The 26,838-nt window shown below is 51.2% G+C and carries 28 protein-coding genes and 1 pseudogene; 10 read left to right on the top strand and 19 right to left on the bottom strand.

The features are described from left to right. Positions 1-116 precede the first annotated feature (116 nt). From AACH44_RS17565 to aspA, 5 genes and pseudogenes are all read right to left on the bottom strand, one after another. Positions 117-692 carry a transcriptional regulator gene (locus AACH44_RS17565; RefSeq protein WP_261849490.1) on the bottom strand — a complete coding sequence of 192 codons (576 nt, stop codon included), beginning with the start codon at positions 690-692 and terminating at the stop codon, positions 117-119. A 34-nt stretch (positions 693-726) separates the two neighbouring features. Next, a complete protein-coding gene (locus tag AACH44_RS17560) occupies positions 727-2,460 on the bottom strand; it encodes a protein-disulfide reductase DsbD (RefSeq protein ID WP_261849489.1) in 1,734 nt (577 codons plus the stop codon). Then, positions 2,436-2,767 (bottom strand): annotated as a pseudogene (gene cutA, locus AACH44_RS17555) (divalent cation tolerance protein CutA). Before cutA ends, AACH44_RS17560 begins: the two are co-directional and overlap by 25 nt. A 131-nt stretch (positions 2,768-2,898) precedes the next feature. Beyond that, positions 2,899-4,200: an anaerobic C4-dicarboxylate transporter gene (locus tag AACH44_RS17550; RefSeq protein ID WP_261849488.1), complete on the bottom strand. Its 1,302-nt coding sequence runs from the start codon at positions 4,198-4,200 to the stop codon at positions 2,899-2,901. Positions 4,201-4,321: 121 nt separating this feature from the next. After that, a complete protein-coding gene (gene aspA / locus AACH44_RS17545) occupies positions 4,322-5,761 on the bottom strand; it encodes an aspartate ammonia-lyase (RefSeq protein WP_261849487.1) in 1,440 nt (479 codons plus the stop codon). A gap of 480 nt (positions 5,762-6,241) precedes the next feature. Between aspA and AACH44_RS17540 the strand changes: the two genes are divergently transcribed. The 5 genes from AACH44_RS17540 to ubiA all read left to right on the top strand — a co-directional run bounded on the left by AACH44_RS17540 (position 6,242) and on the right by ubiA (position 10,727). After that, positions 6,242-6,712 carry an FxsA family protein gene (locus tag AACH44_RS17540; protein ID WP_261849486.1) on the top strand — a complete coding sequence of 157 codons (471 nt, stop codon included), beginning with the start codon at positions 6,242-6,244 and terminating at the stop codon, positions 6,710-6,712. A 237-nt stretch (positions 6,713-6,949) separates the two neighbouring features. After that, positions 6,950-7,243, top strand: coding sequence for a co-chaperone GroES (locus AACH44_RS17535; RefSeq protein WP_005971295.1), 294 nt, complete (start codon positions 6,950-6,952; stop codon positions 7,241-7,243). A gap of 45 nt (positions 7,244-7,288) precedes the next feature. Further along, positions 7,289-8,935, top strand: a complete 1,647-nt coding sequence (gene groL, locus AACH44_RS17530) for a chaperonin GroEL (protein ID WP_261849485.1) — start codon at positions 7,289-7,291, stop codon at positions 8,933-8,935. 382 nt (positions 8,936-9,317) lie between these two features. Next, positions 9,318-9,851: a chorismate lyase gene (gene ubiC, locus AACH44_RS17525; protein ID WP_261849484.1), complete on the top strand. Its 534-nt coding sequence runs from the start codon at positions 9,318-9,320 to the stop codon at positions 9,849-9,851. 12 nt (positions 9,852-9,863) lie between these two features. Continuing rightward, the gene (ubiA, locus tag AACH44_RS17520) at positions 9,864-10,727 is read left to right on the top strand and encodes a 4-hydroxybenzoate octaprenyltransferase (protein ID WP_261849483.1); all 864 of its coding nucleotides are present in this window, start codon (positions 9,864-9,866) and stop codon (positions 10,725-10,727) included. Between the two features lie 149 nt (positions 10,728-10,876). Here ubiA and plsB read toward each other — a convergent pair whose 3' ends face one another. Continuing rightward, entirely contained in the window at positions 10,877-13,327 is a 2,451-nt protein-coding gene (plsB, locus tag AACH44_RS17515) for a glycerol-3-phosphate 1-O-acyltransferase PlsB (RefSeq protein WP_338659357.1), read from the bottom strand. 127 nt (positions 13,328-13,454) lie between these two features. On the opposite strand from plsB, the gene AACH44_RS17510 reads away from it, so the two are divergent. Together AACH44_RS17510 and lexA are read left to right on the top strand one after the other, a co-directional pair. After that, positions 13,455-13,820: a diacylglycerol kinase gene (locus tag AACH44_RS17510; RefSeq protein WP_338659356.1), complete on the top strand. Its 366-nt coding sequence runs from the start codon at positions 13,455-13,457 to the stop codon at positions 13,818-13,820. Positions 13,821-13,930: 110 nt separating this feature from the next. Next, complete coding sequence (lexA, locus tag AACH44_RS17505) at positions 13,931-14,539, top strand: transcriptional repressor LexA (protein WP_261849480.1); 609 nt, start codon at positions 13,931-13,933, stop codon at positions 14,537-14,539. Positions 14,540-14,609: 70 nt separating this feature from the next. Here lexA and AACH44_RS17500 read toward each other — a convergent pair whose 3' ends face one another. Continuing rightward, the gene (locus AACH44_RS17500; protein WP_261849479.1) at positions 14,610-14,750 is read right to left on the bottom strand and encodes a hypothetical protein; all 141 of its coding nucleotides are present in this window, start codon (positions 14,748-14,750) and stop codon (positions 14,610-14,612) included. A 250-nt stretch (positions 14,751-15,000) separates the two neighbouring features. Here AACH44_RS17500 and AACH44_RS17495 point away from each other — a divergent pair, with 250 nt between their 5' ends. Beyond that, positions 15,001-15,210, top strand: a complete 210-nt coding sequence (locus AACH44_RS17495; protein WP_261849478.1) for a CsbD family protein — start codon at positions 15,001-15,003, stop codon at positions 15,208-15,210. Between the two features lie 44 nt (positions 15,211-15,254). On the opposite strand, the gene zur is transcribed toward AACH44_RS17495, so the two are convergent. Next, entirely contained in the window at positions 15,255-15,764 is a 510-nt protein-coding gene (gene zur / locus AACH44_RS17490) for a zinc uptake transcriptional repressor Zur (protein ID WP_261849477.1), read from the bottom strand. 105 nt (positions 15,765-15,869) lie between these two features. Continuing rightward, complete coding sequence (locus AACH44_RS17485) at positions 15,870-16,568, bottom strand: pirin family protein (RefSeq protein ID WP_261849476.1); 699 nt, start codon at positions 16,566-16,568, stop codon at positions 15,870-15,872. A gap of 112 nt (positions 16,569-16,680) precedes the next feature. On the opposite strand from AACH44_RS17485, the gene AACH44_RS17480 reads away from it, so the two are divergent. Further along, positions 16,681-17,577, top strand: coding sequence for a LysR family transcriptional regulator (locus AACH44_RS17480; protein WP_039303041.1), 897 nt, complete (start codon positions 16,681-16,683; stop codon positions 17,575-17,577). A gap of 60 nt (positions 17,578-17,637) precedes the next feature. On the opposite strand, the gene AACH44_RS17475 is transcribed toward AACH44_RS17480, so the two are convergent. The 10 genes from AACH44_RS17475 to AACH44_RS17430 all read right to left on the bottom strand — a co-directional run bounded on the left by AACH44_RS17475 (position 17,638) and on the right by AACH44_RS17430 (position 24,926). After that, positions 17,638-18,633, bottom strand: a complete 996-nt coding sequence (locus AACH44_RS17475) for a glutathione S-transferase family protein (protein ID WP_261849475.1) — start codon at positions 18,631-18,633, stop codon at positions 17,638-17,640. Positions 18,634-18,737: 104 nt separating this feature from the next. Next, positions 18,738-19,133, bottom strand: coding sequence for a DoxX family protein (locus AACH44_RS17470; RefSeq protein ID WP_261849500.1), 396 nt, complete (start codon positions 19,131-19,133; stop codon positions 18,738-18,740). Between the two features lie 274 nt (positions 19,134-19,407). Further along, entirely contained in the window at positions 19,408-19,698 is a 291-nt protein-coding gene (locus AACH44_RS17465; RefSeq protein WP_261849474.1) for a YqjK-like family protein, read from the bottom strand. Then, on the bottom strand, positions 19,695-20,090 hold the full coding sequence (locus AACH44_RS17460; protein WP_261849473.1) for a phage holin family protein: 396 nt from the start codon (positions 20,088-20,090) through the stop codon (positions 19,695-19,697). Before AACH44_RS17460 ends, AACH44_RS17465 begins: the two co-directional genes overlap by 4 nt. Positions 20,091-20,104: 14 nt before the next feature. Continuing rightward, a complete protein-coding gene (locus AACH44_RS17455) occupies positions 20,105-20,410 on the bottom strand; it encodes a DUF883 family protein (RefSeq protein ID WP_261849472.1) in 306 nt (101 codons plus the stop codon). 175 nt (positions 20,411-20,585) lie between these two features. Then, a complete protein-coding gene (locus tag AACH44_RS17450) occupies positions 20,586-20,990 on the bottom strand; it encodes a DUF1090 domain-containing protein (protein ID WP_261849471.1) in 405 nt (134 codons plus the stop codon). 5 nt (positions 20,991-20,995) lie between these two features. Then, positions 20,996-21,391, bottom strand: a complete 396-nt coding sequence (mzrA, locus tag AACH44_RS17445) for an EnvZ/OmpR regulon moderator MzrA (RefSeq protein WP_261849470.1) — start codon at positions 21,389-21,391, stop codon at positions 20,996-20,998. A 2-nt stretch (positions 21,392-21,393) separates the two neighbouring features. Continuing rightward, complete coding sequence (locus AACH44_RS17440) at positions 21,394-22,077, bottom strand: DedA family protein (RefSeq protein WP_261849469.1); 684 nt, start codon at positions 22,075-22,077, stop codon at positions 21,394-21,396. 561 nt (positions 22,078-22,638) lie between these two features. Next, positions 22,639-23,415, bottom strand: coding sequence for a transcriptional regulator ExuR (gene exuR, locus AACH44_RS17435; RefSeq protein ID WP_261849468.1), 777 nt, complete (start codon positions 23,413-23,415; stop codon positions 22,639-22,641). 209 nt (positions 23,416-23,624) lie between these two features. Beyond that, positions 23,625-24,926 (bottom strand): MFS transporter, encoded by a 1,302-nt coding sequence (locus AACH44_RS17430; protein WP_261849467.1) that lies wholly within the window; start codon positions 24,924-24,926, stop codon positions 23,625-23,627. A gap of 416 nt (positions 24,927-25,342) precedes the next feature. Here AACH44_RS17430 and uxaC point away from each other — a divergent pair, with 416 nt between their 5' ends. After that, positions 25,343-26,752 carry a glucuronate isomerase gene (gene uxaC / locus AACH44_RS17425; protein ID WP_261849466.1) on the top strand — a complete coding sequence of 470 codons (1,410 nt, stop codon included), beginning with the start codon at positions 25,343-25,345 and terminating at the stop codon, positions 26,750-26,752. Positions 26,753-26,838: the final 86 nt, after the last annotated feature.

Genomic DNA, 26,838 nt, shown 5'->3' with positions numbered 1-26,838 from the left:
ATTAAACCGTATTGGCCGCACGGCGTCAACGGGTTTATCAACGAAAGCGCGGAAAACCCTGCTGACTGCCGACTTTTCAGCCAAAATGCGGGCTTTACCGCATTTTGTTTCTGAAATCAGGTGAGTGCGCCATTTTTGCGGCACAGCGCAAAGCGTAAGACATCTTCTGCCAGCCGCTGGGCGGTGGCGATGCTGGCGGCCTGATGCTTGACCAGCAGGTTGCTCAGGCAGCCTTCCAGAATCAACTCCATCTGCTGTGCCACCATCTCGGGATCGTCCGTTTCCAGTTCTTCCAGTAAATCGCGAGTGTACTGGTAAGACGCCAGCTTCTGCTGTTCCGCAATCTGGTGAATAGGGTGGTTGATATCGGGGAAGAAGCTGCACGCCGCAATAAACAAACAGCCTGGATAGCGCTGTTTGTTCACCGACTCATGTAAAACCTGATAGCGCGCCAGCAGCTTTTGCTCGATGCTTCTCTCGTCATCCAATAATAGCTGACGCCGCCAGGTATCGACCTGCTGGCTGTGGTGACGCAGGCCGTCGTACAGCAGCGCCTCCCGATCCGGCCAGAATGGCGTCAGTTCCTCTACCGAAACCCCCAGTTTTTCCGCCAGCATATCCAGCGTCGTCATGGCAAATCCGTGCTGCTCCAGCAGAGTAAGCGCATGTTCAAGAACGTCTTCCCGTTGCATTAAGTCTCCTCCAGAAGCACATATATCGTGTTGTTTATGGGCTGAATTTCTGCAAATGTGCCTGAAATTGTTCAGCGTTCATAAAGCCAGTGACGCGCGAGCCGGGGATCTCTTTCCCCTGAGCGTCAAAAAAGACGATGGTCGGCAGCCCTAAAACCTGTAGCTTTTTCAGCAACGCGTTTTGTTCTTCGCGGTTAGCGGTGACGTCCGCTTGTAGTAACGTGATGCGCGACAGATGGTTTTGCACCGCTGGGTCGCTGAACGTGTATTTCTCGAACTCTTTGCAGGCCACGCACCAGTCAGCGTAAAGATCGAGCATAACAGGCTGAGCGCTCTTTGCCAGCGCGCTGTTGAGATCGGCAATGTTGGCGACTGGGGAGAAGTTCAGTGCCGAGGTGTGGGTTTGCGCCACGCCAGTTGGGGGGAATACCCAGTCTTGCAGCGGTTTAGCGCTGATCACTACGCCTGCCAGCAGCAGCAACTGTACGCCGCGCATCCAGCCTTTGCTGCTACGCAACGTCAGCATGAGCGCCCAGCCGAAGAAGGCGATGCCGAGTGTGCTCCACATACGCATTCCCCACGTTTCGCCCAGAATGCGTTCCAGCAGAAAGACGGGCAGTGCCAGAATAATGAAGCCAAACGCTTCCTTAACGTACTGCATCCACGGGCCGCTGCGCGGCAGCAGTTTGTTGCCAAACAGCGTGACCAGAATGAGCGGTAAACCCATTCCGAGTGCGTAGAGATAGAGCGTGCCGCCGCCTGCCAGCATGTTGCCGCTCTGGGCGATGTAAAGCAGGATGGCACTGAGCGGGGCGGTGGTGCAGGGGGAACAAATCAGCCCTGCCAGCGCGCCCATGAAGAATACGCCAGTGACGGAGCCGCCTTGCTGGCGGTTGCTCCACTCTGTCAGCCGAGTCTGTACGGATGACGGGAGTTGTAGCGTATAAAGGCCAAACATTGAAAGCGCCAGTGCGACAAACATCACCGACAGGCTAATCAGAATGTACGGATGCTGGAGCGCGGCCTGAAAGCGTAATCCGGCTGCGGCGACAACCAGCCCGAGAAGTGTGTAGGTCAAGGCCATGCCTTGAACATAGGTCATCGACAGTAGCAGCGTGCGGCGCGGTGTCAGCTGTTCTTTTCTGCCCAGCACCAGACTGGCAATCAACGGGTACATCGGCAGGACGCAGGGGGTAAAGGCGACGCCGATACCAATCAACAGCGCCCACCATGGTGAGAAGGGCATCGGTGTGTTCTGCGGCGGTGCGCTTTGGTTTGATGTGGTATTGAGCGGCGCTCCTGTGCCTGCGTTAGTCAACACCTGACTGAGAGGAACGACACGGGTTTCCGGCGGATAGCAGAAACCTGCATCAGCGCAGCCTTGATAGGTTACTTTGACGGTCGTGCTGTTTTCGGCCTGTTCAATCGGGACCGTTAGCGCCAATCGATCCCGCAGAATAAAGACCTGACCGAAGAACTCGTCGTTATGGCTTTCTCCCTGTGGCAGTTCCACCTTGCCAAGCGTGGCACCGTTTCCCTCGATCTTGATTTGCGCGCGGTACAGGTAGTAATCGGGATGGATATCCCAGCGCAGGTTGAGCTGGTTATCCTGCTGATGAAACTCAAAGGCGAAAGCCCCATCGACTGGTAGAAAGCGTGACGTCGTACTGTTGCCAAATAGCTTCTGACCAAAAGAAGAGGCGGCCACACTGGGTGTGCCGACAGCTGTCCATAACAGGAAAATCAGCGTAAAGATGCGTTGAGCCATGTCAGATAATCGCCGTCGCCCCGGATACCGGCAGGACTAACAGTTCCGGCGTATCATAAGGGTGTTGTTGTTTCAGGTGGGTCAGCAGCGCTTGCTGATGTGAGATATCGCTTTTTATCAGCATTTGTACTTCTGATTGCTGTTCGAGCTTTCCTTCCCAGTAGTAGAGCGAACGTGCGCCGGGCAGCAGAGTGATGCAGGCTGCAAGCCGCGCTTCCAGCAGCGCGTTGGCAAGCTGTTGCGCACAGGCATCGTCAGGTGCGGTACATAATATGACGACAGCGTCGCAAAGCGGGCGGTCAGACATCATATCCTCCGTGTCAGATGAGCAAAATCCCAGACAACCAGAACCACACTATACCTTGCTTTATTTGCGTGAGGAAATGATACGGATCGACCTGTCAGGTCGATCCGCGAGGCCTATCTGAAGGGAAATCTTTAGATCAGGATGCTACCGAGGATGAAGCCAAATATTACCGACAGCGTAATCGCTATCACGCCGGGGATCAGAAAGGAGTGGTTAAACACAAACTTGCCAATGCGTGTTGAGCCGGTGTCGTCCATCTCCACTGCTGCGAGTAGGGTCGGGTAGGTCGGCAGAACGAACAGGGCGGAAACGGCAGCAAAAGACGCTACCGCTGTGACCGGAGACACACCCAGCAGCAGCGCCGCAGGCATCAGCGCCTTCGCTGTTGCCGCCTGAGAGTAAAGCAGTGTAGCGGCGAAGAACAGCACGACGGCCAGCATCCACGGGTAGCTTTGCAGCAGTGCGCCTGCGGTGTCCTGAATATCGGAAATGTGGGCTTTAACAAAGGTATCGCCCAGCCAGGCCACGCCCATTACGCAGATACAGGCGCTCATGCCAGATTTAAACGTGCTGGCAGAGAGGATGCGCGAGGTGTCGATTTTGCAGGTGAGGCAAATCAGCGTGGCGATGGTCAGCATGAAGACCACAATCGCTTCGTTGCGTGGCAGTACCGGGTTTTGAATCAGCCCAACGGTGCCGCTGATTGCCGTGGCATACAGAACGACAGCGACGATGCCGATTAGAAACAGCAGCACAGACAGCTTGGCTCCCGGTTTGATCTCATGCTGGCTATTACCGCGCAGCGTGGTTTCACCTTTTTTCAGCCGTTCCTGATAAATCGGATCATCTTTTAGCTCTTTGCCCAGGAAATTGGTCACAATCGCTGTCAGCATAATCGCTGCGAGCGTGGTAGGAATACAAATCCCTAACAGCAGCAGGTAGCTGACCCCGTGCGGCTCAAGAATACCGGCGACAAACACCACCGCCGCAGAGATGGGGGACGCGGTAATCGCGATTTGCGACGCGACAACGGCGATAGAGAGCGGGCGAGACGGGCGAATCCCTTGCTCTTTGGCAACTTCGGCGATAACTGGCAGAGTGGAGAACGCGGTGTGTCCGGTTCCCGCCAGAATCGTCATGAAGTAAGTGACCAGTGGCGCGAGAAAGGTGACGTATTTCGGGTGCGTACGCAGCAGTTTTTCCGCTAGGCTGACCAAATAATCCATTCCGCCCGCCACCTGCATGGCGGCGATGGCGGCGATAACGGCCATGATAATTTCAATGACATCAAAAGGGATGACGCCGGGTTTGATCTGAAACCCTAGCGTAAGTATGAGCACCCCTAGGCCACCAGCGAAACCAATGCCGATGCCTCCCAGTCGAGCCCCCAAATAGATGGCGAGCAGAACGATGAGTAACTCAAGACCAAGCATGACTGCGCTCCTTAATTAATAATAAAAATTTCATAACTTATTCTTATGGCTGTATGCAGCAAAAAATAAAGGCACGCTGTTCTTCGTGAACGGACGTGCCTGTTGGAATTAGATGTCGGTATTAGGGAAGCTCGTTTTCATCGGTATAGCGTTTGGCTTTGTACGCCGGATGCATCAAGTTCTGGATGGAGAAAATGTCATCCAGCTCGGCTTCTGTCAGTAGACCGCGCTCCAGTACGACTTCACGCACGCTTTTGCCTGTTTCGGCGCAGATTCTGCCGACGATATCGCCGTTGTGGTGGCCGATGAACGGGTTCAGGTACGTCACAATGCCGATAGAGTTGAAAACATAGGCTTCGCAGACACCTTTATTGGCGGTGATGCCGTTGACGCATTTCTCCAGCAGGTTGTAGCAAGCGTTGGTCAGGATATGGGTCGATTCAAACATCGCCTGGCCGATAACCGGTTCCATCACGTTCAACTGTAATTGTCCAGCTTCCGATGCCATGGTGACGCAGGTGTCGTTACCGATGACCTTGAAGCACACCTGATTGACCACTTCCGGCACCACGGGGTTAACCTTGGCTGGCATGATCGAAGAGCCTGCCTGTAACTCCGGCAGGTTGATTTCATTCAGGCCAGCGCGCGGGCCTGAAGAGAGCAGACGCAAGTCATTACAGATCTTCGACAGTTTCACGGCCAGACGTTTCAGCGAACTGTGCACCATCACATAGGCACCGCAGTCTGACGTCGCCTCGATCAAATCTTCTGCGGGCACGCACGGCAGGCCGCTGACTTCCGCCAAACGCTGTACCGCCAGTTGCTGGTAGCCGTCTGGCGTGTTCAAGCGCGTACCGATTGCAGTCGCGCCCAGATTGACTTCAAGCAGCAGTTCCGCCGTGCGCAACAGGTTTTTGATTTCTTCCTGCAACAGCACGTTGAACGCATGAAATTCTTGTCCGAGCGTCATCGGCACCGCGTCCTGCAACTGGGTGCGGCCCATCTTCAGAACGTCTTCAAACTCTTTAGCTTTGCGTTCGAAACCCTCACTCAACTTCGCTATCGCTTCCGTCAGCTTCAGTACGGCCGCGTAGACCGCGATACGAAATCCGGTGGGGTAGGCATCATTGGTGGATTGGCATTTATTCAGGTGATCGTTGGGGTTCAGATACTGGTATTCGCCTTTCTGGTGGCCCATCAACTCCAGACCAATATTGGCTAATACTTCGTTGGTATTCATATTCACCGACGTGCCCGCGCCCCCTTGATAGACATCTACCGGGAACTGATCCATGCATTTGCCGTTATTCAGCACTTCATCACAGGCGCGGATGATGACGTCGGCGATTTTTTTCGGGATAGTTTGCAGTTCTTTGTTCGCCAGCGCGGCGGCTTTCTTCACCATGACCATGCCGCGCACGAACTCGGGAATGTCGCTGACTTTATTGTTACTGATATAGAAGTTTTCGACGGCGCGCAGCGTATGAACACCATAATACGCGTCTGCGGGAACTTCTCGGGTGCCTAACAGGTCTTCTTCAATACGGATGTTTTCTGACATGAAAATTCCTATCCTGTTGTACGACTAGTGAGGTGACTAGACGTTGTGGGCTGGTTTTTCAGATGGCTTTACTTCGGAAAATAGAGCGACTACGGATAAACCGTCTTCTCTCGGCAATAGTATTGGGATGTTTGACCAACCATATATCCATTGCCGTGAGGATATGTCGTTATGGCAGTGAAAAACAGGTGTTTAGATCACTATACTGGTGCTCTCTACCGTTACAGTAAATGAACTGTGATTGTAGTCACGAGTCATTATTTTAGAACAATAATCGTAGCGTGGCGGCTTGAAAACGTGCAAAGGCACACCCATTTAACTAAATCATGATGTGCCGGATTGCAGGGCAGAGCGCGTGTCTCACCTAATCCATTGGGAGTAAAGCGTATCTGGATTTTCAATCGTGATGGCTTAACACGTTTTCATTAACACACGTTCTTATTAACGACAGTACGCGTTAAAAAAACACAGGAGAACCGGGTGCGCTGGTTACCGTTATTACTGATTTTTCTTTTAGCATACATCGAGATATCGCTGTTTATTCAAGTGGCTGAAGTATTGGGTGTCGCCATGGCTCTGCTGCTGGTGGTCTTCACGTCCTGCGTGGGCGTCTCGCTGGTGCGTAATCAGGGAATGAAAACGCTGGTGCAGATGCAGCAGAAAATGGCGGCAGGTGAAAGCCCTGCGGCTGAAATGGTTAAAAGCGTTTCACTGGTGCTGGCTGGCTTCCTGCTCCTGATTCCGGGTTTCCTGACCGACTTTCTGGGGCTGTTGTTGTTACTGCCGCCAGTACAGAAAAGCCTGACGCTCAAACTGATGCCTCACTTACACATTTGGCGTTCCGGTTCCGACGCACCGCCTTCTGGCGGGAATACTTTTGAAGGTGAATATCAGCGCAAGGACGGTGGGCGCGGAAATATTGAACACCGCGACGATCGGGACGAGCGCTAACGTCGCGACTGCCTGAAAAACAGATAAGGATTATCATGTTGATAATCCTTATTTTTTATCTGGCATCGGTTACATGTAACCGCCTAACGCAAAAAAAATGAATTTTCTCCCTTGAAGGGCAGCGAAACGCCCCCACTTAGAACACCACAAGGCCGATTATGAAAAGCATAGTCGTTATGAAAACATCGTCGGCGTTTATCCTAAACCGATATGGACTTTCTCAAAGGAGAGCTATCAATGAATATTCGTCCATTGCATGACCGCGTGATCGTCAAGCGCAAAGAAGTCGAGTCAAAATCTGCTGGCGGTATCGTACTGACTGGTTCCGCTGCTGGTAAATCTACCCGTGGTGAGGTTCTGGCCGTAGGTCACGGACGTATCCTGGAAAATGGCGAAGTGAAGCCGCTGGATGTGAAAGTGGGCGACATCGTTATTTTCAATGATGGCTATGGCGTGAAAGCAGAGAAGATCGATAACGAAGAAGTGTTGATCATGTCTGAAAGCGACATTCTGGCAATTGTTGAAGCGTAATTGCGCGTAATCATCTGAACTGAACGAATTTAAGGGAAATACACCATGGCAGCTAAAGACGTAAAATTCGGTAATGACGCTCGCGTAAAAATGCTGCGCGGCGTGAATGTACTGGCTGATGCAGTGAAGGTTACCCTGGGCCCAAAAGGCCGTAACGTAGTTTTGGATAAATCCTTCGGTGCACCGACCATTACTAAAGACGGCGTATCTGTTGCGCGTGAAATCGAGCTGGAAGACAAGTTCGAGAACATGGGCGCACAAATGGTGAAAGAAGTTGCCTCTAAAGCGAATGACGCAGCAGGCGACGGCACCACGACCGCAACCGTATTGGCGCAGGCTATCATCACTGAAGGCTTGAAAGCTGTTGCCGCGGGCATGAACCCGATGGATCTGAAGCGCGGTATCGATAAAGCCGTTATCGCCGCTGTTGAAGAGCTGAAAACACTGTCTGTACCGTGCTCTGACTCTAAAGCTATCGCTCAGGTGGGTACCATCTCTGCTAACTCCGACGAAACCGTAGGCAAAATGATTGCCGAAGCAATGGATAAAGTCGGTAAAGAAGGTGTTATCACCGTTGAAGAAGGTACCGGTCTGCAAGACGAGTTGGATGTGGTTGAAGGTATGCAGTTCGACCGTGGCTACCTGTCTCCGTACTTCATCAACAAACCGGAAACCGGTGCTGTAGAACTGGAAAGCCCGTTCATTCTGCTGGCTGACAAAAAAATCTCCAATATCCGCGAAATGCTGCCAGTTCTGGAAGCGGTAGCGAAAGCGGGCAAACCGCTGGTTATCGTTGCTGAAGACGTTGAAGGCGAAGCGCTGGCGACACTGGTGGTTAACACCATGCGTGGCATCGTGAAAGTCGCTGCGGTGAAAGCGCCGGGCTTCGGTGACCGCCGTAAAGCTATGCTGCAAGACATCGCTACGCTGACTGGCGGTACTGTTATTTCTGAAGAGATCGGTCTGGAGTTGGAAAAAGCAACGCTGGAAGATCTGGGTCAGGCAAAACGCGTTGTGATCAACAAAGACACTACCACCATCATCGATGGTACGGGTGAAGAAGCTGCGATCCAGGGCCGTGTTGCTCAGATCCGTCAGCAGGTTGAAGAAGCAACCTCAGATTACGACAAAGAAAAACTGCAAGAGCGAGTGGCTAAACTGGCTGGCGGCGTAGCTGTCATCAAAGTTGGCGCAGCAACTGAAGTTGAAATGAAAGAGAAGAAAGCACGCGTTGAAGATGCCCTGGCTGCGACTCGCGCCGCGGTAGAAGAAGGTGTGGTTGCTGGTGGTGGTGTGGCGCTGGTTCGTGTCGCGGCTAAACTGGCTTCTCTGACTGCTCAAAACGAAGACCAGAACGTGGGTATCAAAGTTGCGCTGCGCGCGATGGAAGCGCCACTGCGTCAGATCGTTTCCAATGCTGGCGAAGAGCCATCTGTGGTTGCGAACAGCGTTAAAGCAGGCGAAGGTAACTACGGTTACAACGCAGCAACTGAAGAATACGGCAACATGATCGACTTCGGTATCCTGGACCCGACCAAAGTTACCCGTTCTGCGCTGCAGTTCGCGGCTTCCGTTGCTGGTCTGATGATCACCACCGAATGTATGGTCACCGACCTGCCGAAAGGCGATGCACCTGACTTAGGTGCTGCTGGTGGCATGGGCGGTATGGGTGGTATGGGCGGCATGATGTAATGTGACACTCCTGCCACCAGAAGCCGTTTTCCGGTGACAGGGCGTCGATTACAGAAGCTCGTCTTTCTGTCCTTTAAAGAGCACTATCCGGTCGCGATACTGGGTGGTGCTTTTTTTATGCGCCCCATTTCTATTTAATCAATTCAATGGATTATTGAGGTAGTCGTTTCTTTTGGCTGATTTTTCGCCAGATTATCTAATGAATGGTTACTGAAACATCGCGATGGACGTGACACATTTAGTCCCATTGCTGAAATGTTGCCACATCAGGGATGAATTGGGTTATAGCGTGTTATCGGGGAAGCATTCTGCGCTACAATAGGTGCGCTTACTTTATTTACGAATGCTTTATCGATAAGCAACCCTGTTTGGAGTCGGGACAATGTCTGACGATGCGTCAACGCTTCTACGCACCATATCCTGGTTTACTGAACCCCCTTCGGTATTACCTGAACACATTGGTGACTGGCTGATGGAAACCAGTTCCATGACGCAGCGGCTTGAAAAATACTGTGCCCAACTGAGGGTCACGCTTTGTCGTGAGGGGGTCATTACGTCACAGGTGTTGGGCGAAGAGCGCGATCAACTCCCTCTCGATGAACGTTACTGGCTGCGTGAAGTGGTGCTGTATGGTGACGATCGCCCTTGGCTTTTCGGCAGAACGATTGTTCCGCAACAGACGCTCGATGGTTCAGGTGCAGCGTTGACGAAAATAGGCCATCAGCCGTTAGGTCGTTATCTGTTTGAGCAAAAATCGCTGACGCGTGATTATATTCATACCGGGTGCAGTGAAGGCTTATGGGCTCGGCGTTCCCGCCTGTGTCTTTCTGGTCATCCGTTACTGTTGACTGAGCTTTTCTTACCGGAATCACCCGTTTATTACACACCAGGTGATGAAGGTTGGCAGGTAATTTGAGGAGATAAATCCTTGGAAAGAAGTGTTACCGCAGGGAAATGGCTGGCTTATTGTCGCTTGATGCGGATTGATAAACCGGTAGGTTCTCTGTTACTGCTGTGGCCGACGCTATGGGCGCTGTGGCTGGCGGGAGGAGGAACACCTGCACCGTGGACGCTCATTGTTTTTGTCGCAGGTGTTTTCCTTATGCGTGCGGCGGGTTGCGTCATTAATGATTATGCCGACAGGCATTTTGACGGCCATGTAAAACGTACGGCTTCTCGCCCCTTGCCCAGCGGTGAGGTGAGCGAGCAATCTGCCAAAGTTCTGTTTGTGGTGCTGGTCTTGTTGGCGTTTGGTCTGGTGTTGACGCTGAATAAGATGACTATCTTATTGTCTGTCGCCGGGCTGGCTCTGGCGTGGGTTTATCCGTTTATGAAACGGGTCAGCCATCTGCCTCAGTTCGTGCTGGGGGCGGCGTTTGGCTGGTCGATTCCGATGGCCTACGCTGCGGTCAGTGAAAGCTTGCCGGTGACCTGCTGGATGATGTTTTTGGCGTATATTTGCTGGACGGTGGCTTACGATACGCAATATGCGATGGTAGATCGTGATGACGACTTGAAGATCGGCGTGAAATCCACAGCGATCTTATTTGGCCGTTTTGACAATATCATCATCGGGTTATTGCAGTTCAGTATGCTGCTGTTGCTACTGGCTTTGGGAAGCATTACCGGACTGGCAATTCCCTACTACATTTCGCTGCTGGTAGCTGGCGCGATGTTTGTCTATCAGCAAATATTGACTGCCAGGCGTGAACGTGATGCTTGTTTCAAAGCATTCCACAATAATAAGTACGCGGGTATGGCGATATTTATTGGCGTGCTGTTTGGCTTGTAGAGCTTATCGTCAGAGACAAAAAAGCAGCGATTTCTCGCTGCTTTTTTTATGACGGAATGTCGGGTTCGTTTGTCATGCTAAACGTGTCCACGGCTTGATGGCGGCATGTTATCCGCCATTTCCCCGGCTTATTATTCCTGCTTTGCCTCTTACACCGTCTGGCTGTTTGTTTCCATTTCGGCAGATGAGCTGGCACTTTCGATAGTCAACTTAACTTCCGGGGTGATCAGATCGCCAAGGATGTTGTAGATTGCCACGATATCGCCTTGCGCCGCTTCTGCACTGTCGGTGATATATCCGGCTGTACGTAACGTCGCAACCAGCGTGGAGAACACCGCTTTATCGAAAAACTCCGGCGCATTAATTCCGTGCAGAACAGACAGACGCTGTGCCATATTCCGGCTTTCTTTCTCCAGCGTTCCTCGGTTAATTTCTGGATTTGCGCATAGCAAGGACAGCGTAATCGCATAACGTTGCAGCGTCTCGCGCACGCCAGCTGACAACAGTTGCAGCGTACGGATGCGTGGTGGATTAATGGCTAGCCCGCCGTCACGGCTACACAGTAACTGTTGTCGAATCAGTTCATTAGCCAAGGTTTCCAGCACACCTGGTAATTGGTCTTCGGAATAATGTAAGAACAATTCTGCTTGCAGCAGTGGATAGATGAGCGTGATTTGTTGCACGACGTCGGCAAGTGTAATCCGACGATGATGGATGACGATGCTGGCGATCAGCGACGGCAAGACCAACAGGTGCTGGATGTTATTGCGATAATACGTCATCAGAACGGCCTGCTCGCGCGGCAGAATGATGATGTCGCCAATACTGTCCTTCTCTACTTCAAACTTGTTCATGCCCAGCGCGTGTTCCAACAGTTCATCCGCTGTCTTCTTAGGCGCTGTAATATCTTTGTGGTAAGGAACCTGACGCAGCAGTTGCAGGTAGCAATCTAGCTGTTCATGCATTTGCTCGCGGGTCAGAGAACGCTGGCGCGATGCTAACAGGGCGGTGGAACATAGGTTCATTGCGTTCGCTGCCGCAGCATTATTGATGCGCACCATGATATCCATGGAGATATCCTGCACCGTCGGCGTTAGCCAGCTTGGGCGTTGCGCTTCAATCGGATCAATCGCGTCACGCCATTGCGGCACATGCTGGTTCAGATAGGTTGTCAGCGGAAGTGGTTCGCCGAAGTTCACATAGCCCTGACCCAGATTACGCAGCTTACGTAAGCCACGCACCATCTGCATAAAGCCTTCTTTTTCTTTCACCGCGCCGCGTAGCTCTTTCGCATAGGTACCGACTTCCATCACGTGTTCGTAACCGACATAAATCGGCACCAGCGTGATAGGGCGTGTACCGCCTCTGAGCATGGCTTGGATGGTCATCGCCAGCGTACCGGTTTTCGGCTCTAACAGACGACCCGTGCGCGAACGCCCGCCTTCCATGAAGTATTCAACGGAATAACCACGGGCAAATAGCTCGCCCAGGTATTCGCGGAAAATGGTGGAATAAAGTTTGTTACCTTTGAAGGTTCGGCGAATAAAGAACGCACCAAGACGGCGGAAGATCGGTCCCGCTGGCCAGAAATTAAGATTGATACCTGCGGCGATGTGCGGCGGCACTAAACCCTGATGGTACAAGACGTAGGACAGCAGCAGGTAATCCATATGGCTGCGGTGGCAGGGCACATAGACAATGCCATGACCATCCTGCGCCAGTTGCCGCACGCGTTCGGCGTTATGGACGTTAATCCCCTGATAAAGACGGTTCCACGTCCAACTCAAGACGCGATCTGACAGACGCACCGCTTCGTAGGAGAAGTCGGCAGCGATTTCTTCCATCAGCTCGATGGCATTTTGCTGCGCTTTCTCGTGGGAAATCTTCTTACTGCGTGCCTCATCGTCTACGGCTTTCTTGATCGCTTTGGAGTCCAGCAGCTTGTTAAATAGTTCCTGACGCACCGGCAAGCGTGGCCCAACTGCCGCCAAACGCTGGCGGGAGAAATGCATACGTGCGACACGCGCCAGTTTGTGGGCTATGGTTTTGTCAGTGCCGTGCTCGGTCGCCATATAGCGCAGCGACACCGGGCTGGAGAAGCGGACAAAGCTGTCGCGACCTAGCCACAGGACGGCGAAGAATTTCTCTATACCGTTGAGCAATCTCAGGTGTGGTGCGGCCTGAGAGTGGCCTTCCCGACCCGGGGAGCGCCCAAACATCACGGAAACCGGCACCATCTGTACGTCTAAATCTGGATTGGCACGATGCAGGTCCAGATAGTCGTGGAACAGTTTGACGGATTTCTGCTTGGGAACGTAATAGCGGAAGACGCGCGGCCCGTCATTAATAAAGACGTGGCTAGGAAGTTCGACGCCATTGAATTCGAACGATAACGAAGGATCGGATAGCCCCAATGCCAAGCATTTCGCACGTAGCGTCAAGAGATCCGCCTGAGAGTTATAAGGCAGAACATAGAGTATAGGACGTGAGGGATCTAACCCCAACTCGACCACTGGATCTGCGGGAATAACTTTGCTTTTTACCAGCAATTTCAGTGGTAGATTCAATAATTTATAGTAAATTTTACGCCAACCTGACATAACAACGTGGAGCCTCTTGTTAGCAATGCGCCGCAAGGATACCAGAAACTGCGCCGGAGATCTGTGGTGATGAGACAACGTAGGTGCGTTAAAATGCGAACTATTTTGCATAAATAGCGGAGGATAAATGAATAAAGCAACGGGGGTGACCCGGATTATTAAGGCAACCGGTTATTCCTTTAAGGGGCTGAAGCAGGCGTGGCAGCATGAGGCGGCATTTCGTCAGGAGACGATACTGACCCTGGTCGGCGTCATTATCGCGTGTTTACTGCCAGTTACGCTGGTCGAAAAACTGCTGCTGATCGGGTCTGTGGTATTGATTATGCTGTTTGAGTTGGCTAATAGCGCCATTGAAGCGGTTGTCGATCGCATTGGCCTCGAACATCACGAATTATCTGGTCGGGCGAAAGATATTGGGTCGGCCGCTGTCTTTGTGGCTATCTTGTTAGCCGTTGTTGTGTGGGGCAGTATCCTCTGGCAACATTTTGCCTGACGGCACGCATAAATGAGTAAAAGTCAGGGGCTTTACCGATATCTTCATTCCCAATTGTGCCTTACCTGTATATACTCACAGCAAGACTGTATAAACAACCAGGGGGCGGAATGAAAGTATTAACAGCAAGGCAGCAGCAGGTTTATGACCTGATCCGCGATCATATTGCGCAAACCGGAATGCCGCCAACACGGGCGGAAATTGCCCAACAATTGGGGTTCCGCTCTCCCAATGCGGCTGAAGAACATCTGAAAGCGCTGGCGCGTAAAGGCGTGATTGAAATTGTCTCGGGCGCTTCTCGTGGTATTCGTCTGCTGATGGAAGAAGAGACGGGGATTCCTCTGGTGGGGCGCGTGGCCGCAGGTGAACCGCTGCTGGCGCAGGAACATATCGAATGTCACTATCAGGTTGACCCTGCGATGTTCAAACCCAGCGCTGATTTCTTGCTGCGGGTGAGTGGGATGTCGATGAAAAACATTGGTATTATGGATGGCGATTTGCTGGCCGTACATAAAACCGAAGATGTGCGCAACGGTCAGATTGTGGTGGCGCGTATCGACGATGAAGTGACGGTGAAGCGCCTGAAGAAGCAGGGCAATACAGTGCACCTCCTCGCTGAAAATGAAGAGTTTGCCCCTATTATTGTCGATCTACGTCAGCAAAGCTTTTCGATAGAAGGTTTAGCGGTTGGCGTGATTCGTAACAGCGATTGGAGCTAACCGTTCACAGAGATGCACTGCTCGTCTGTCTGGGTCAGTGCATCATGTTCTGTATTCATCGTTTAGCGTGTTAATCTGCTCGTTGCATATATTTAGTTACATTTCGCGCGCGTTTTCTACGATCCTCATTACCCTCTGTTTCTTCACTGTTTTTTGCAGTGATTTTCTCTTTCCCAACGCCTGCTTTAGTCACAGATTCTTTGTTTTTCATGTTGAGTGAAATATTCGGCTATAATTTTTATCAAGGTGAGCATTTTTATCTTGATTGCTCGTTTGTCGATTGATCATTAGCCATCACATGTAGATAACCCGGTAATCAAGGCAGACAGTGGCGAAGAGCACCGTCATGGTTCACATAGCTATGATGCTGCTTATTGAATAAATCTATTTATCTGAAACTGACGCATAAGTCGGTAGTCACGATTTTTTATGCGCAATTCACCTAAGGTAGGGAGATTCTTATGAATAAAGACCAAGCCAGCGGTAACTGGAAACAGTTTAAAGGTAAAGCGAAAGAGCAATGGGGCAAATTAACGGATGACGATCTGACGGTCATCGAAGGTAAACGTGACCAACTTGTGGGGAGAATCCAAGAGCGTTACGGGTACGCAAAAGAAGCGGCAGAGAAAGAAGTGAAACTCTGGGAAGAGCACCACAAATATCACTGGTAGTGGACGTGATGCTTCTTCGCTGAAAGAGACGATAGCCTTCGGGGCTATCGTTTTTTAATTGGGACCGTATGGTCGTGATCGCAATGATCCGGCTGTTTGCATGATGCTACTTCCTGACAGTCACCACACAACCCATGTGCTTCCACCACGCTGTGACGCAGTGTAAATCCTGACTGCTGCGCCAGACTGCGTAGCGTTTCTTCTACACCTTCGGTTTGGCGTTCAGTGACTTGCCGACAGCGGTCGCAGATGAAAAGGGCAGACGTATGGCTGTGGTCTTCTATATGGTGGCACAACACGTAGCTGTTGTTTGATTCAACGCGATGAATAAAGCCCTGTTCCAGCAGAAAGTCCAGTGCGCGATACACCGTAGGCGGTTTGGCCTGAGGTTCAGTGAGTCGCAGAAGATCCAGCAGGTCATAAGCGCTGATCGCACCCGTTTGTTGTGCCATGAGGCGTAGAACCTCCAACCGCTGTGGTGTTAGACGCACAGCGCGCTGCTGACAAATCTGTTCAGCCTGGGCAAGAAGTTTGTCCTGTTTGGTTGAATCCATTGTCATATCACCTGACACATTGAGGAACAAGACGGATATCTTACCACGGCTGAATAAAAACGCCGAGCGAGTGGCGTTTTCCTGCGAAGACGATGGGAAGAGAAACTACACAACCAGATCGATGAGCAGTGCTCGCAACGGAGATTCTGCCTGTAGCGCCAACGTGTTTTCTTCCTTGATGAAGGCACCATCGCCGCAGTGTAATGCTTCACTGTGCTGATCGCCTTTCACCACCATTGAACCGTGAATCAACTGGAGATAGGCCTGATTTCCCTGTAGCACTATCGTGCTTTGTTCATTCGGCTGGAGATCGACATGGTGAATCCAGACCTGTTGACGCAGTTGCAGGCTTTCTTGTTCGCCTTCCGGTGACGCAAGCAAAGTATGAGGTGATGTATTGAGTCCCATGCGTTGCAGCGGGCTGTTCTCTCTGGTTTGGCAGGCGTTCAGCCATAATTGCAGGCGTGTCAACGGCTTGCTGGGGTTGGTATTATGTTCGCTGTAGCTAACGTTTGGTTGAGTGGCAAGCAACAACACATCGCCCGCTTTGGCCTGAATATGGCCGCCATTGCTGTTACGGTATTCTGCTTCCCCCTGAAGAATAATGTTCAGGATATCAACCCGTGGGTAAGTTCGCGGCTGGAATGATGCCCCCGGTGCCAGTACTTCCTGATTGAGCACACGGAGAGAAGCATAACCCAGCAACTGGGGGTCAAAATAGTGACCGAAAGAGAAGGTATAGCGTGCCTGCAACCAGCCATAATCGGCCTGGCCGCATTGCCCGGCTGCTCTTCGTGTGATCATAATTTTTATCCCCCAGAGAATTATTTCTTAAACCGATAGTAATTGTGTGGACGTTGGATTGTTAGCTAGTTAATCTGGTCAGTATATTCAAAATTCCTGAATGAGTACCAAGATGGCGAGAGAACGAGCATTGACGCTGGAAGCCTTGAGGGTGATGGATGCGATCGATCGTCGTGGCAGCTTTGCCGCTGCGGCAGACGAGTTGGGTAGGGTGCCTTCGGCACTGAGCTATACCATGCAGAAACTAGAAGAAGAATTAGATGTGGTGTTGTTCGATCGTTCCGGGCATCGAACTAAATTCACGAATGTCGGACGAATGTTGTTGGAACGTGGGCGTATTCTGCTGGAAGCCGCAGATAAACTCACCACGGATGCGGAAGCGCTGGCTCGCGGTTGGGAAACGCACCTGACGATTGTGACCGAAGCCCTGATTCCAACTCAGCGAATTTTTCCCTTGATCGATAAACTGGCGCTCAAAGCAAATACGCAGGTATCGATTCTGACTGAAGTGCTGGCAGGGGCGTGGGAACGTCTTGAACAAGGGCGTGCCGATATCGTGATTGCGCCGGACATGCATTTTCGTGCCTCTTCCGAAATGAATACCCGTAAGCTGTACACGATGAATAACGTTTATGTCGCCAGCCCGGAGCATCCCATTCATCAGGAGCCTGAACCGCTGTCGGATGCGACCCGAGTGAAATATCGTGGGATTGCTATGGCGGATACCGCGCGTGAACGCCCGGTGCTGACAGTACAACTATTGGATAAGCAGCAGCGTTTGACGGTGAGTTCGCTAGATGATAAACGGCGTGCGCTGCTGGCTGGATTAGGCGTCGCAACCATGCCGTATCCGATGGTCGCGCAGGATATTGCCGAAGGGCGTTTACTGGTGATTGGGCCAGAACACCAGATGGAAAGTCAGATTATTATGGCGTGGCGGCGAGACAGCATGGGCGAAGCGAAATCCTGGTTCCTGCGTGAAATTCCCAAACTGCTGAACCAGCCCTAAATTCTGCATTTTCTGCGGCAAGGTGTGGTTCCACATCTTGCCTTTTGTATTCATTGCCGTTTAGCGTAAATCGACAAACGTCTTATCACGCTGATGAGGCTGGTTTAAATCTTGCTCTGGACCCAGAGAAATCACACCGTGCGGATTAATCGTACTGTGGCTGCGATAGTAGTGGTGGCGAATGTGCGCCATATCGACGGTATCGGCGATGCCGGGCATCTGATAAATATCACGCAGAAAGCCGAACAGATTCGGATAATCGCTCAGGCGATATTTATCGCATTTAAAATGCGTGTGATAGACCGGATCGAAACGGATCAACGTTGTCCACAGCCGCAGATCGGCCTCGGTTAACTGTTCGCCAGTCAGATAACGCTGTTTTGCCAGAATGGCTTCCAGATCGGAGAGCGCGGCGAAAACGGTCGTGGCGGATTCATCATAGGCTGATTGGCTTGTCGCAAAACCCGCTTTGTAAACACCGTTGTTGATCTTGTCGTAAATCCAGCCATTCAATTCATCAATCTGATCTCGTCGCGCTTCTGGGTAGTAATCTCCGGCTGTTGCGCCCACACCATCAAAAGCGCGGTTCAGCATACGGATGATATCGGCAGATTCGTTACTGACGATCGTGTGTTGCTCGGTGTCCCACAGGACGGGAACCGTCACACGACCGCTGTAGTCTGGTTTGGCATGAAGGTAGAGTTGGTAGAGAAATTCGTGTTGATAGAGCGAGTCACCCGTCGTGGCCTCAAAATCGGTACCGAACGTCCAGCCATGATCGAGCATGAGCGGATGAACCACCGAAACGGCGATGTGATCTGCTAACCCTTTCAACTGTCGCATTAATAGTGTGCGATGTGCCCACGGACAGGCGAGTGAAACATACAAGTGATAACGGCCAGACTGAGCGGGAAAGCCGCCTTTGCCAGTGAGGCCGGGAGAGCCATCAGGCGTTACCCAATTACGGAATACAGATTCTGAACGTTTAAAGTGACCGCCGGTAGATTTGGTTTCATACCAGGTATCGTGCCATACGCCGTCAACCAGTTGTCCCATAAATCCTCCCGTGAGTGATGATAAAACGACGGCAAGCTTTGTGTGCTTGCCGTCTCATTCATTATTTGATGATTAAGTGTAGTACAAACCGGAAAAGGTTCGCCTTACCACTTTTTGCCCAGCAGGCGGTCGATGCTGAATGCGCCTGGGCCAGTGACAGCCAGCAGGAGGTAACCACCAGCGATGGTCAGGTTTTTCATGAACATCAGTTGGTTCATGCCTTCCGCAAAGTTAGAGTGGAAAAGCAGTGCAGTCAGCAGTGTAAAGCCCGCAGTGGCCAGCGCGACAGTACGCGTCAGCAGCCCGAACAGAACCGCCAAACCACCACCCAGTTCCAGCAGAATGGTCAGCGGCAGCAGGAAGGTCGGTACGCCCATCGCCTGCATGTATTGTTGTGTGCCTGCATAGGCATCACCCAGCTTACCGTAACCTGCAACGATAAACAGAATCGGCATTAAGATACGAGCAACCAGCAGTGCAGTGCTTTCTAAATTTTTCATCATCTCTCCAATTGATTTTGTTGTGGGCTATACGACCCTATTGTGTTTGTTGTAGCAGGTGTTATCTGAAAACGTTGCCCGCCATCAGGTTATGGGCAGATAGTATAGAGAGATGATTTGCGCTGCCAGCGAGTATAATTGTTGCTTTATTTCAGAAAAATTGATGTTCAGTTAATTAGGCAAGAACGCGCTGTAAAAACGTGAGCGCGTTAGGCAAAAAGTGAGATGAGAAGTGTCTAATAGGGAAGGCAAATAATCGATGAAACAGAGAGCGTTACGGGCGTTGGTCAAATGTTTTGCGTACGAGTCGGAATGTCCCCCAAAGCCCGACGAGGCGGCGTCCCCAGCGAATCATGCGGCTGGGATGGCGCACACCATAGAGTGCCACGAGGCTGGAACCTACGATCCAGTATTTACGCCACTGCATCAGGCTTTGCCAGCCGCGATCGTAACGGGCTGTGGTATTCAGCCAGTGCTTCTTACCTGCCGATAAATCCAGCCGCTGCTGTTGTATCTGGCGCAGTAGCTGGGCTTTTTCTCTGTCTCGCTGTTGGTGCTGATTCACTTGGTCTCTTCCTCCAACAGCGATCTGTCGGTCGCCAGCTCCTTACGCGTTGCTTTGAGCAAGGTAGAACGACGTACTTTTAGGAGTGTCCATATGCCGCCTATCAGCGCCAGCCCAAGCAATGTGGCGGTAATACATCCCAACGCAAAGAGACGATATTGTGGGTCGATGCCCCAGATGATCAGCGCAATCAGGCTCATAATGCCAAAAGTGGCAAAAAGCAGCGTCAAGCCGACCATGATCAGCAACTGAATTAGATTGGCTTTCTCTTCCTCTAATTCAATTACAGCCAATCGGACGCGGCTTTCCACCATGCTGACAATAATGGAGATGATGCGCTGAGCAGAAGCCATGACCCCGCTTGCGGGGCCTTGTTGTGATTTATCCGTCATAGCAATCCGCTAAATTAGCGACGAGACAGCAGAACGCCAAGCACGACGCCGACTGCTGCACCAATGCCGACACCGGTCCATGGATTCTGACGCACATAGTCATCCGCTGATTCAACCGCTTCTTTGGTGTGGGATGCGATGCGCTCACCCGTATCGCTCAGGCGACTACGGGTTTCTTTCAGTGCGCTCTCTGCCTTACTACGCAGTTTGTCGAGTTCTGCTTTAGATTTATCGCTGGAGGTGCTTAATACTTCTTCCAGTGTGTCCGCTAGTGATTTCAATTCGGCGCGTAGGTACTCAGAATTTTGATCTTTAGCCATATTAATAACCCTTCATGTTATAAACCTGAACGTTAACTATAGCTGAAGCTGAAATTTATGCCGCCCTAAATGGGTACGGACAATTCTGATAACGCGCTGTAAATTTTAGTGATTTGGTTTTTGAATACAAAATGAACAGTTGCTGTGTGTTTTATCAGGGCAATCTATTGATGGGTTATTGCGATGAGGCACGTTCCGCGGCGCGTAATTCCTGCTCGGCTTCAGCCAGCTTTCTTTCGCGCTTGAGGATCTTGTCGGCGTCATCCCCTTTCTGGCGGCTTTCATTCAGTTCTTGCTGCCGTTCAACGACGTCTTTGCGTTTTTTCGCAATGGTTTCCTGACGTTTCTCTGCTAACCCAACATCCGTGCAGTGGGTTTTCACGCCGTCCAGTGCCTTCTCTAATCCACTAATGCGGTTCTGATTACCGTGTTTACGCGCTTCATCGATTTGGCGCTGAATATCTTGCGCTTTCTGCTGACAGGTCTCTACCTGACTGGCGGTATTAGCCAGCGCATGACCGGAAAGCAGGACAGATAAGGCAATAATGGATGGAGATAGTTTCGATGGAAATAATGTCATAGTCGTCACCCCAGTTTGGATTGTTTCTGTGTCAGTTTCTGCTGCCAGAAGGGGGGCGGGGTTGTCACTTGCTGCGCAGTAATGGTGACTTTAGGGAGAGACAAACGCAGGACATCTCTGGCTGCGATACTCTGTTCTGGTGAAGCAAGACGAACGATCAGGCTATCTTGTTCTGGCGTAATACTTTTGATCGCTATCCCTTTTTCATTGAGGCGCTGATACACGTAAAAGCCATCTGGCAATGCGGCACCGCCATAAGGTTTGATATGTAGCATAGCATCGTCTTGGGAAAGACGCACTGATTGGGACTGCGTTAAGGCAATCAGTGGCAGGGCAAGTAAGAGCAGTATGCGACCTACTTTCCTGGGGGAAAACTTAGGGAATAGCCAGTGACGTGACACGATTAGCTCCCTTTTGCTGCATTATCTGCTTTAGTGTCACGCTTTTTACGCCACAGGACAAAAAGCGATCCAAACAGGCCAATAAACAGCAGCACCAGCGGCAGCATCATCAGGCAGAGCATCAACTCGTCTTCATATTTCAGGAAGACCGTTGTTTTCCCTAAGGCGAAGCCCAGCGTAACCAGAATAAATACCCACAAGAACCCGCTCATCCAGTTAAAGAACTGAAAACGCGCGTTATTCAGGCCAGACAAGCCGGCGATGGTAGGGAGTAACGTTCTGACAAAAGCCAGAAAGCGGCCAATTAACAGCGCGGACAGACCATGACGGTGGAAGAGTTGGTGGGCGCGTTGGTGATAGTGCGCGGGCAAATGTGATAGCCAGCCCTGAACCACGCCCGTATTGCCAAGCCATTTCCCTTGGATATAGCTGGCCCAACAGCCGAGGCTAGCGGCCGTTGTCAGGAGAAATATCGTAAAAGGGTAATTCATCGTCCCTTTGGCGACGAGGACGCCGACCAAAATGAGCAGGCTATCGCCGGGCAGGAAAGCGGCTGGGAGCAGGCCATTTTCCAGAAAGATAATTAGGAACAGTAATATGTAGATGGTCCATACCAGCTTCGGGTCGGCTAAAATATCGAAATCCTGATGCCAGAGTGCGTTTAACAGTTCTTTGATTAATTCCATCCGGTATTCCTAATACTGCTGTTACATTTTAGCCTTGGCGACAATCACGCACGCTTCTGGACATGATAAGAGTGAATACAGTTTTATACCCGTCATACTTCAAGTCGCATGTGCGTTGGCTGGTCAAATTCGTTCCCGACGAATTTGTCCTTCTCTTGCCGCCTGCCTGAAACTCGAATTATTTAGGGTATATCGGGCACAGGGTTATAGTTTTGGCGATCGCTGTTTTCTTCCGCCCGATAGTGCCGCTGGTGTCTGGCTTGATGCTCACTTCTTGCTGCGAACCTGATAAACAGGCGGCTTAGGGATTGTTTGCCCTTGGCAGATTTTACGCCCGAAGCGATGGATTAAGCGTAAGAAAGACGCGTTAACTGTAACAAAATAGGTGTTATTGAGACAGGGAAATATTACGACAACCGCGGCGATTTAGGGGGATTTTTCGAAGAAGAGTGAGGGTTTCTACGATATTTTACACTCGCTGACAGAAATCAACGTTTTCTGACCTTTTCTCGCAGGTTCAAAAATATTACCCCTCGTTCAAAGCAAGGGGCAAAAAGTGTTTTAGGGTTTACCGGTGTGTATCTGGTCGAGATGAACGACGGGGTTTTCGGCGAACATGTAACGATCGACGTTAAACTCGAAATCATCCGTTGTGGCGCGAAACAGCATCTGTTTAGTATTTTCCAGATGTTGCCACATTGCCAGTTTTGCGGCGTATGGATCTTTGCGCATCAGCGCTTTAAGGATGCGGTCGTGCTCTTCGCACCAGCTTTCAATCGACTTGTCGTCGATGTGCTCATGCAATTTACGCCAGTAGGGATTATGAACCCGCTGGCTCCACATTTTTTCTACGATGGTTGCCATCGCGGAGTTTTGCGTAGCCAGCGCAACCTGGACGTGGAATTTGAGATCCCACTGAGAATCACGGAAACGATCTTCCTGACGCGCATATTCCTGAATTTCCATCAGTTGGATGATGTCCTGACGGGTCACCTGCGTGGCCGCAAATTCAGCAATGTTACTTTCAATAAGCTGACGAGCCTGAAGTAGCTCAAATGGGCCGGCCGCAACGAATTCAATATCGCTACTATTAATGAGCGGGTTCTTCTGCTGGTTGGAAATAACGTGAATACCTGAACCTTTGCGTACTTCAACGTATCCTTCGACTTCCAGCATGATGATAGCTTCACGTACTACGGTGCGGCTGACGTTCATTTCTTCAGAAATATAACGTTCTGCCGGTAATTTTTCGCCGACCTGATATATACCGCTTTCGATACGCTGTTTTAATTCTGCGGCTAATTGCTGGTATAGCCGTCTGGGTTCAGTGAGTGCCATGATGATGTCTACTCTCGATAGATGACGGTCCATGTGCCACGTCAGGGCCTGAGTGTCTATCTCGTTAATCTTTGAGGGATGATTTGTTATACCACTTAATAATAGCAGTAACCAATATTGTGGTCACAGTTATCGCAGTGTGTTATCGGGGAGAGGCGGCTCAACCGGTATCAGATCATACCGGATGAGTTAGGATCATGCAGGGATTATCAGTGCTGGTTAGCTTCTTTCAATGTTTCAGCGGCCGCGGCGACTTCTGATGCGGGTTGGTTTTTCAACACCGTCCAGATGACGACGGCGCCCAAGAGATCAAAGACCGCCAGTGCGGCAAACAGCGGGCTGAAGCCCAGCGTATCAGCCAGCGCGCCGACCACCAGTGCAAATAGGGTACTTGCCATCCAGGCTGCCATACCCGTCAAACCGTTTGCCGTGGCCACTTCATTACGGCCAAATACGTCGGATGACAGCGTAATCAGTGCGCCGGACAGTGACTGGTGTGCGAAGCCACCGACGCACAGTAGGGCGATGGCGACATAAGGGCTGGAGAACAACCCGATCATCCCCGGAGCAATCATCAGTATCGCACCCATGGTGACAACCAGCTTGCGAGACACGATCAGGTTCACTTTGAAATGCTTCTGAAACAGCATCGGCAGGTATCCACCTAGGATGCAGCCGATATCGGCGAACAGCATTGGCATCCAGGCGAACATGGCAATTTCTTTCAGGTTGAAGCCGTAGGCTTTAAACATGAACAGCGGGATCCACGCGTTGAAGGTTCCCCACGCAGGTTCAGCCAGGAAACGCGGCAGCGCGATACCCCAGAATTGGCGGTTACGCAGGATCTGCCAGGTAGACATTTTTTTCGCGTTATTGGTTTGGTGCTGTGCTTCCTGCCCATTAAGAATGTAGTCGCGCTCTTCGTCGCTGAGTTTTTTCTGATCTTTTGGATGCTTGTAGAAAGCGATCCAGCAGATGGCCCAGACCAGGCTCAGTGCACCAGTAATGATAAAGGCCATCTCCCAACTGTGCGCCACAATGGCCCACACCACTAATGGTGGTGCGACCATTGCACCGATAGACGACCCCACGTTGAAGTAACCGACGGCGATAGAACGCTCTTTTGCCGGGAACCACTCGCTACTGGCTTTCAGGCCTGCAGGGATCATTGCGGCTTCTGCCATACCGACCGCGCCACGGGCGATCGCTAATCCCCCCCAGCTGTTTGCCAGTGCGGTTCCCATGCAGAAGACAGCCCACAGGATCGCAAACACGGCATAGCCGATTTTTGTGCCGAGCAAATCCAGTACGTAACCGGCGATGGGCTGCATAATGGTATAACAAGCTGAATAGGCAGCCACGATGTAAGAATACTGCTGTGTGGTGATATGCAATTGATCCTGTAGCGTCGGGGCAGCGACAGAAATTGCATTACGCGTCAGATATCCCAGCACGGTACCAACGGTCACTAGGCCGATCATGTACCAGCGTAATCCTTTGATTTTACGCATTTAACTTTCTCTCCGATCAATAAAAAACACAGTGGTGGCTCTTGAGTAGCGTCACGGTGTGAGGTGTCTTGTGATGTAATGCGACACGTTTTTTTGTTGTGCTGAACAGGAAACCCCTTCTCTTTGTGAGATAGCGATTGAATCCCTGCTTAAGGCAGCGCTACAATAATTTGTCATACAACTTTAAAAGTTGAGTGATATCACAAAACCATTATTTTTATATGGAATAACAAATTCCTCGTTTAAACCGAGAGAGTGAGGCGGTATAAGGCCTTAAGTGCTGCGTTATTGTACTGCTTTGTTACATTTTTGCGATCATGACCTCACAAATGCTGTGAGATATTGCGCATAATTGGTGTGATATCTTTTAACGACCAACCCATTTGGTGCACAAGAAGCACGGTAAGGAAGAAAACATGCCCCAGTTTCTGAGTGAAGATTTTCTGTTAGACACTGAATTTGCCCGTCGCCTTTATCATGAGTATGCCGTCGACCAACCGATATTTGACTACCACTGTCATTTACCGCCTGAGCAGATCGCGGAAAATTATCGCTTTAAAAATTTGTATGACATCTGGTTGAAGGGCGATCACTATAAGTGGCGTGCGATGCGTACTAACGGCGTGCCTGAGCGTTTGTGTACGGGCGATGCCAGCGATTGGGAAAAATTTGAAGCCTGGGCCGCTACCGTGCCACACACCATAGGCAATCCGCTTTACCACTGGACACACCTGGAACTGCGTCGTCCGTTCGGCGTCACTGGTACGCTGCTGTCACCGAGTACGGCAAAAGACATTTGGGATCGTTGTAATGCGATGTTGGAACGCGATGACTTTACCGCGCGCGGCATCATGCAACAGATGAACGTGAAAATGGTGGGGACGACAGACGATCCGATTGACGATCTGCGCCACCATAAAGCCGTTGCTCAGGATTCAAGCTTCTCCATCAAAGTGCTGCCGAGCTGGCGCCCCGACAAAGCGTTCAACATTGATCTGGCAACTTTCAATGACTATATGGCGAAGCTGGGTGAGGTTTCTGACACCGACATTCGTCGTTTCAGCGATCTGCAAACGGCATTGACCAAGCGTCTGGATCACTTCGCGGCACATGGCTGTAAAGTGTCTGACCATGCGCTGGATGTGGTGATGTTTGCCGAGGCGGATGAGGCAACGCTGGATAAAATTCTGGCGCGTCGTCTTGCGGGCGAAACGCTGAGTGAACATGAAGTGGCACAGTTCAAGACCGGCGTTCTGGTCTGGCTGGGTGCGGAATATGCCCGCCGCGGCTGGGTTCAGCAGTACCACATTGGTGCACTGCGTAACAACAACCTGCGTCAGTTCAAGCTGCTGGGGCCGGATGTGGGCTTCGACTCCATCAATGACCGTCCGCTGGCTCAGGAACTGTCTCGCCTGCTCAGCAAACAGAATGAAGAAAACCTGCTGCCGAAAACCATCCTTTACTGCCTGAACCCGCGCGATAACGAAGTGCTCGGTACCATGATCGGCAACTTCCAGGGCGAAGGGATGCCGGGCAAGATGCAGTTCGGTTCTGGCTGGTGGTTTAACGATCAGAAAGACGGTATGCAACGCCAGATGACACAGCTGGCACAGCTTGGTTTGCTGAGCCGCTTTGTCGGTATGCTGACCGATAGCCGTAGCTTCCTGTCTTATACCCGCCATGAATATTTCCGCCGCATTCTGTGCCAAATGATTGGCCGCTGGGTGGAAGATGGCGAAGCGCCAGCCGATCTTCCTTTGCTGGGCGAAATGGTGAAAAACATCAGTTTCGATAACGCTAAAAACTATTTTGCCATCGAGCTGTAATTCCACCGCGTCGTAAGGTGTGAATTGCACGAGAGGCGCGGCAGTAAGGTTCCCGAAGGGGCTTACGCCGCGACTCTGTGTGTCTC

The organism is Pectobacterium araliae (assembly GCF_037076465.1).
Lineage (GTDB): Bacteria > Pseudomonadota > Gammaproteobacteria > Enterobacterales > Enterobacteriaceae > Pectobacterium > Pectobacterium araliae.
Note: the sequence above shows the minus strand (reverse complement) of the source record. Positions and strands in the feature narration are given on the sequence as shown.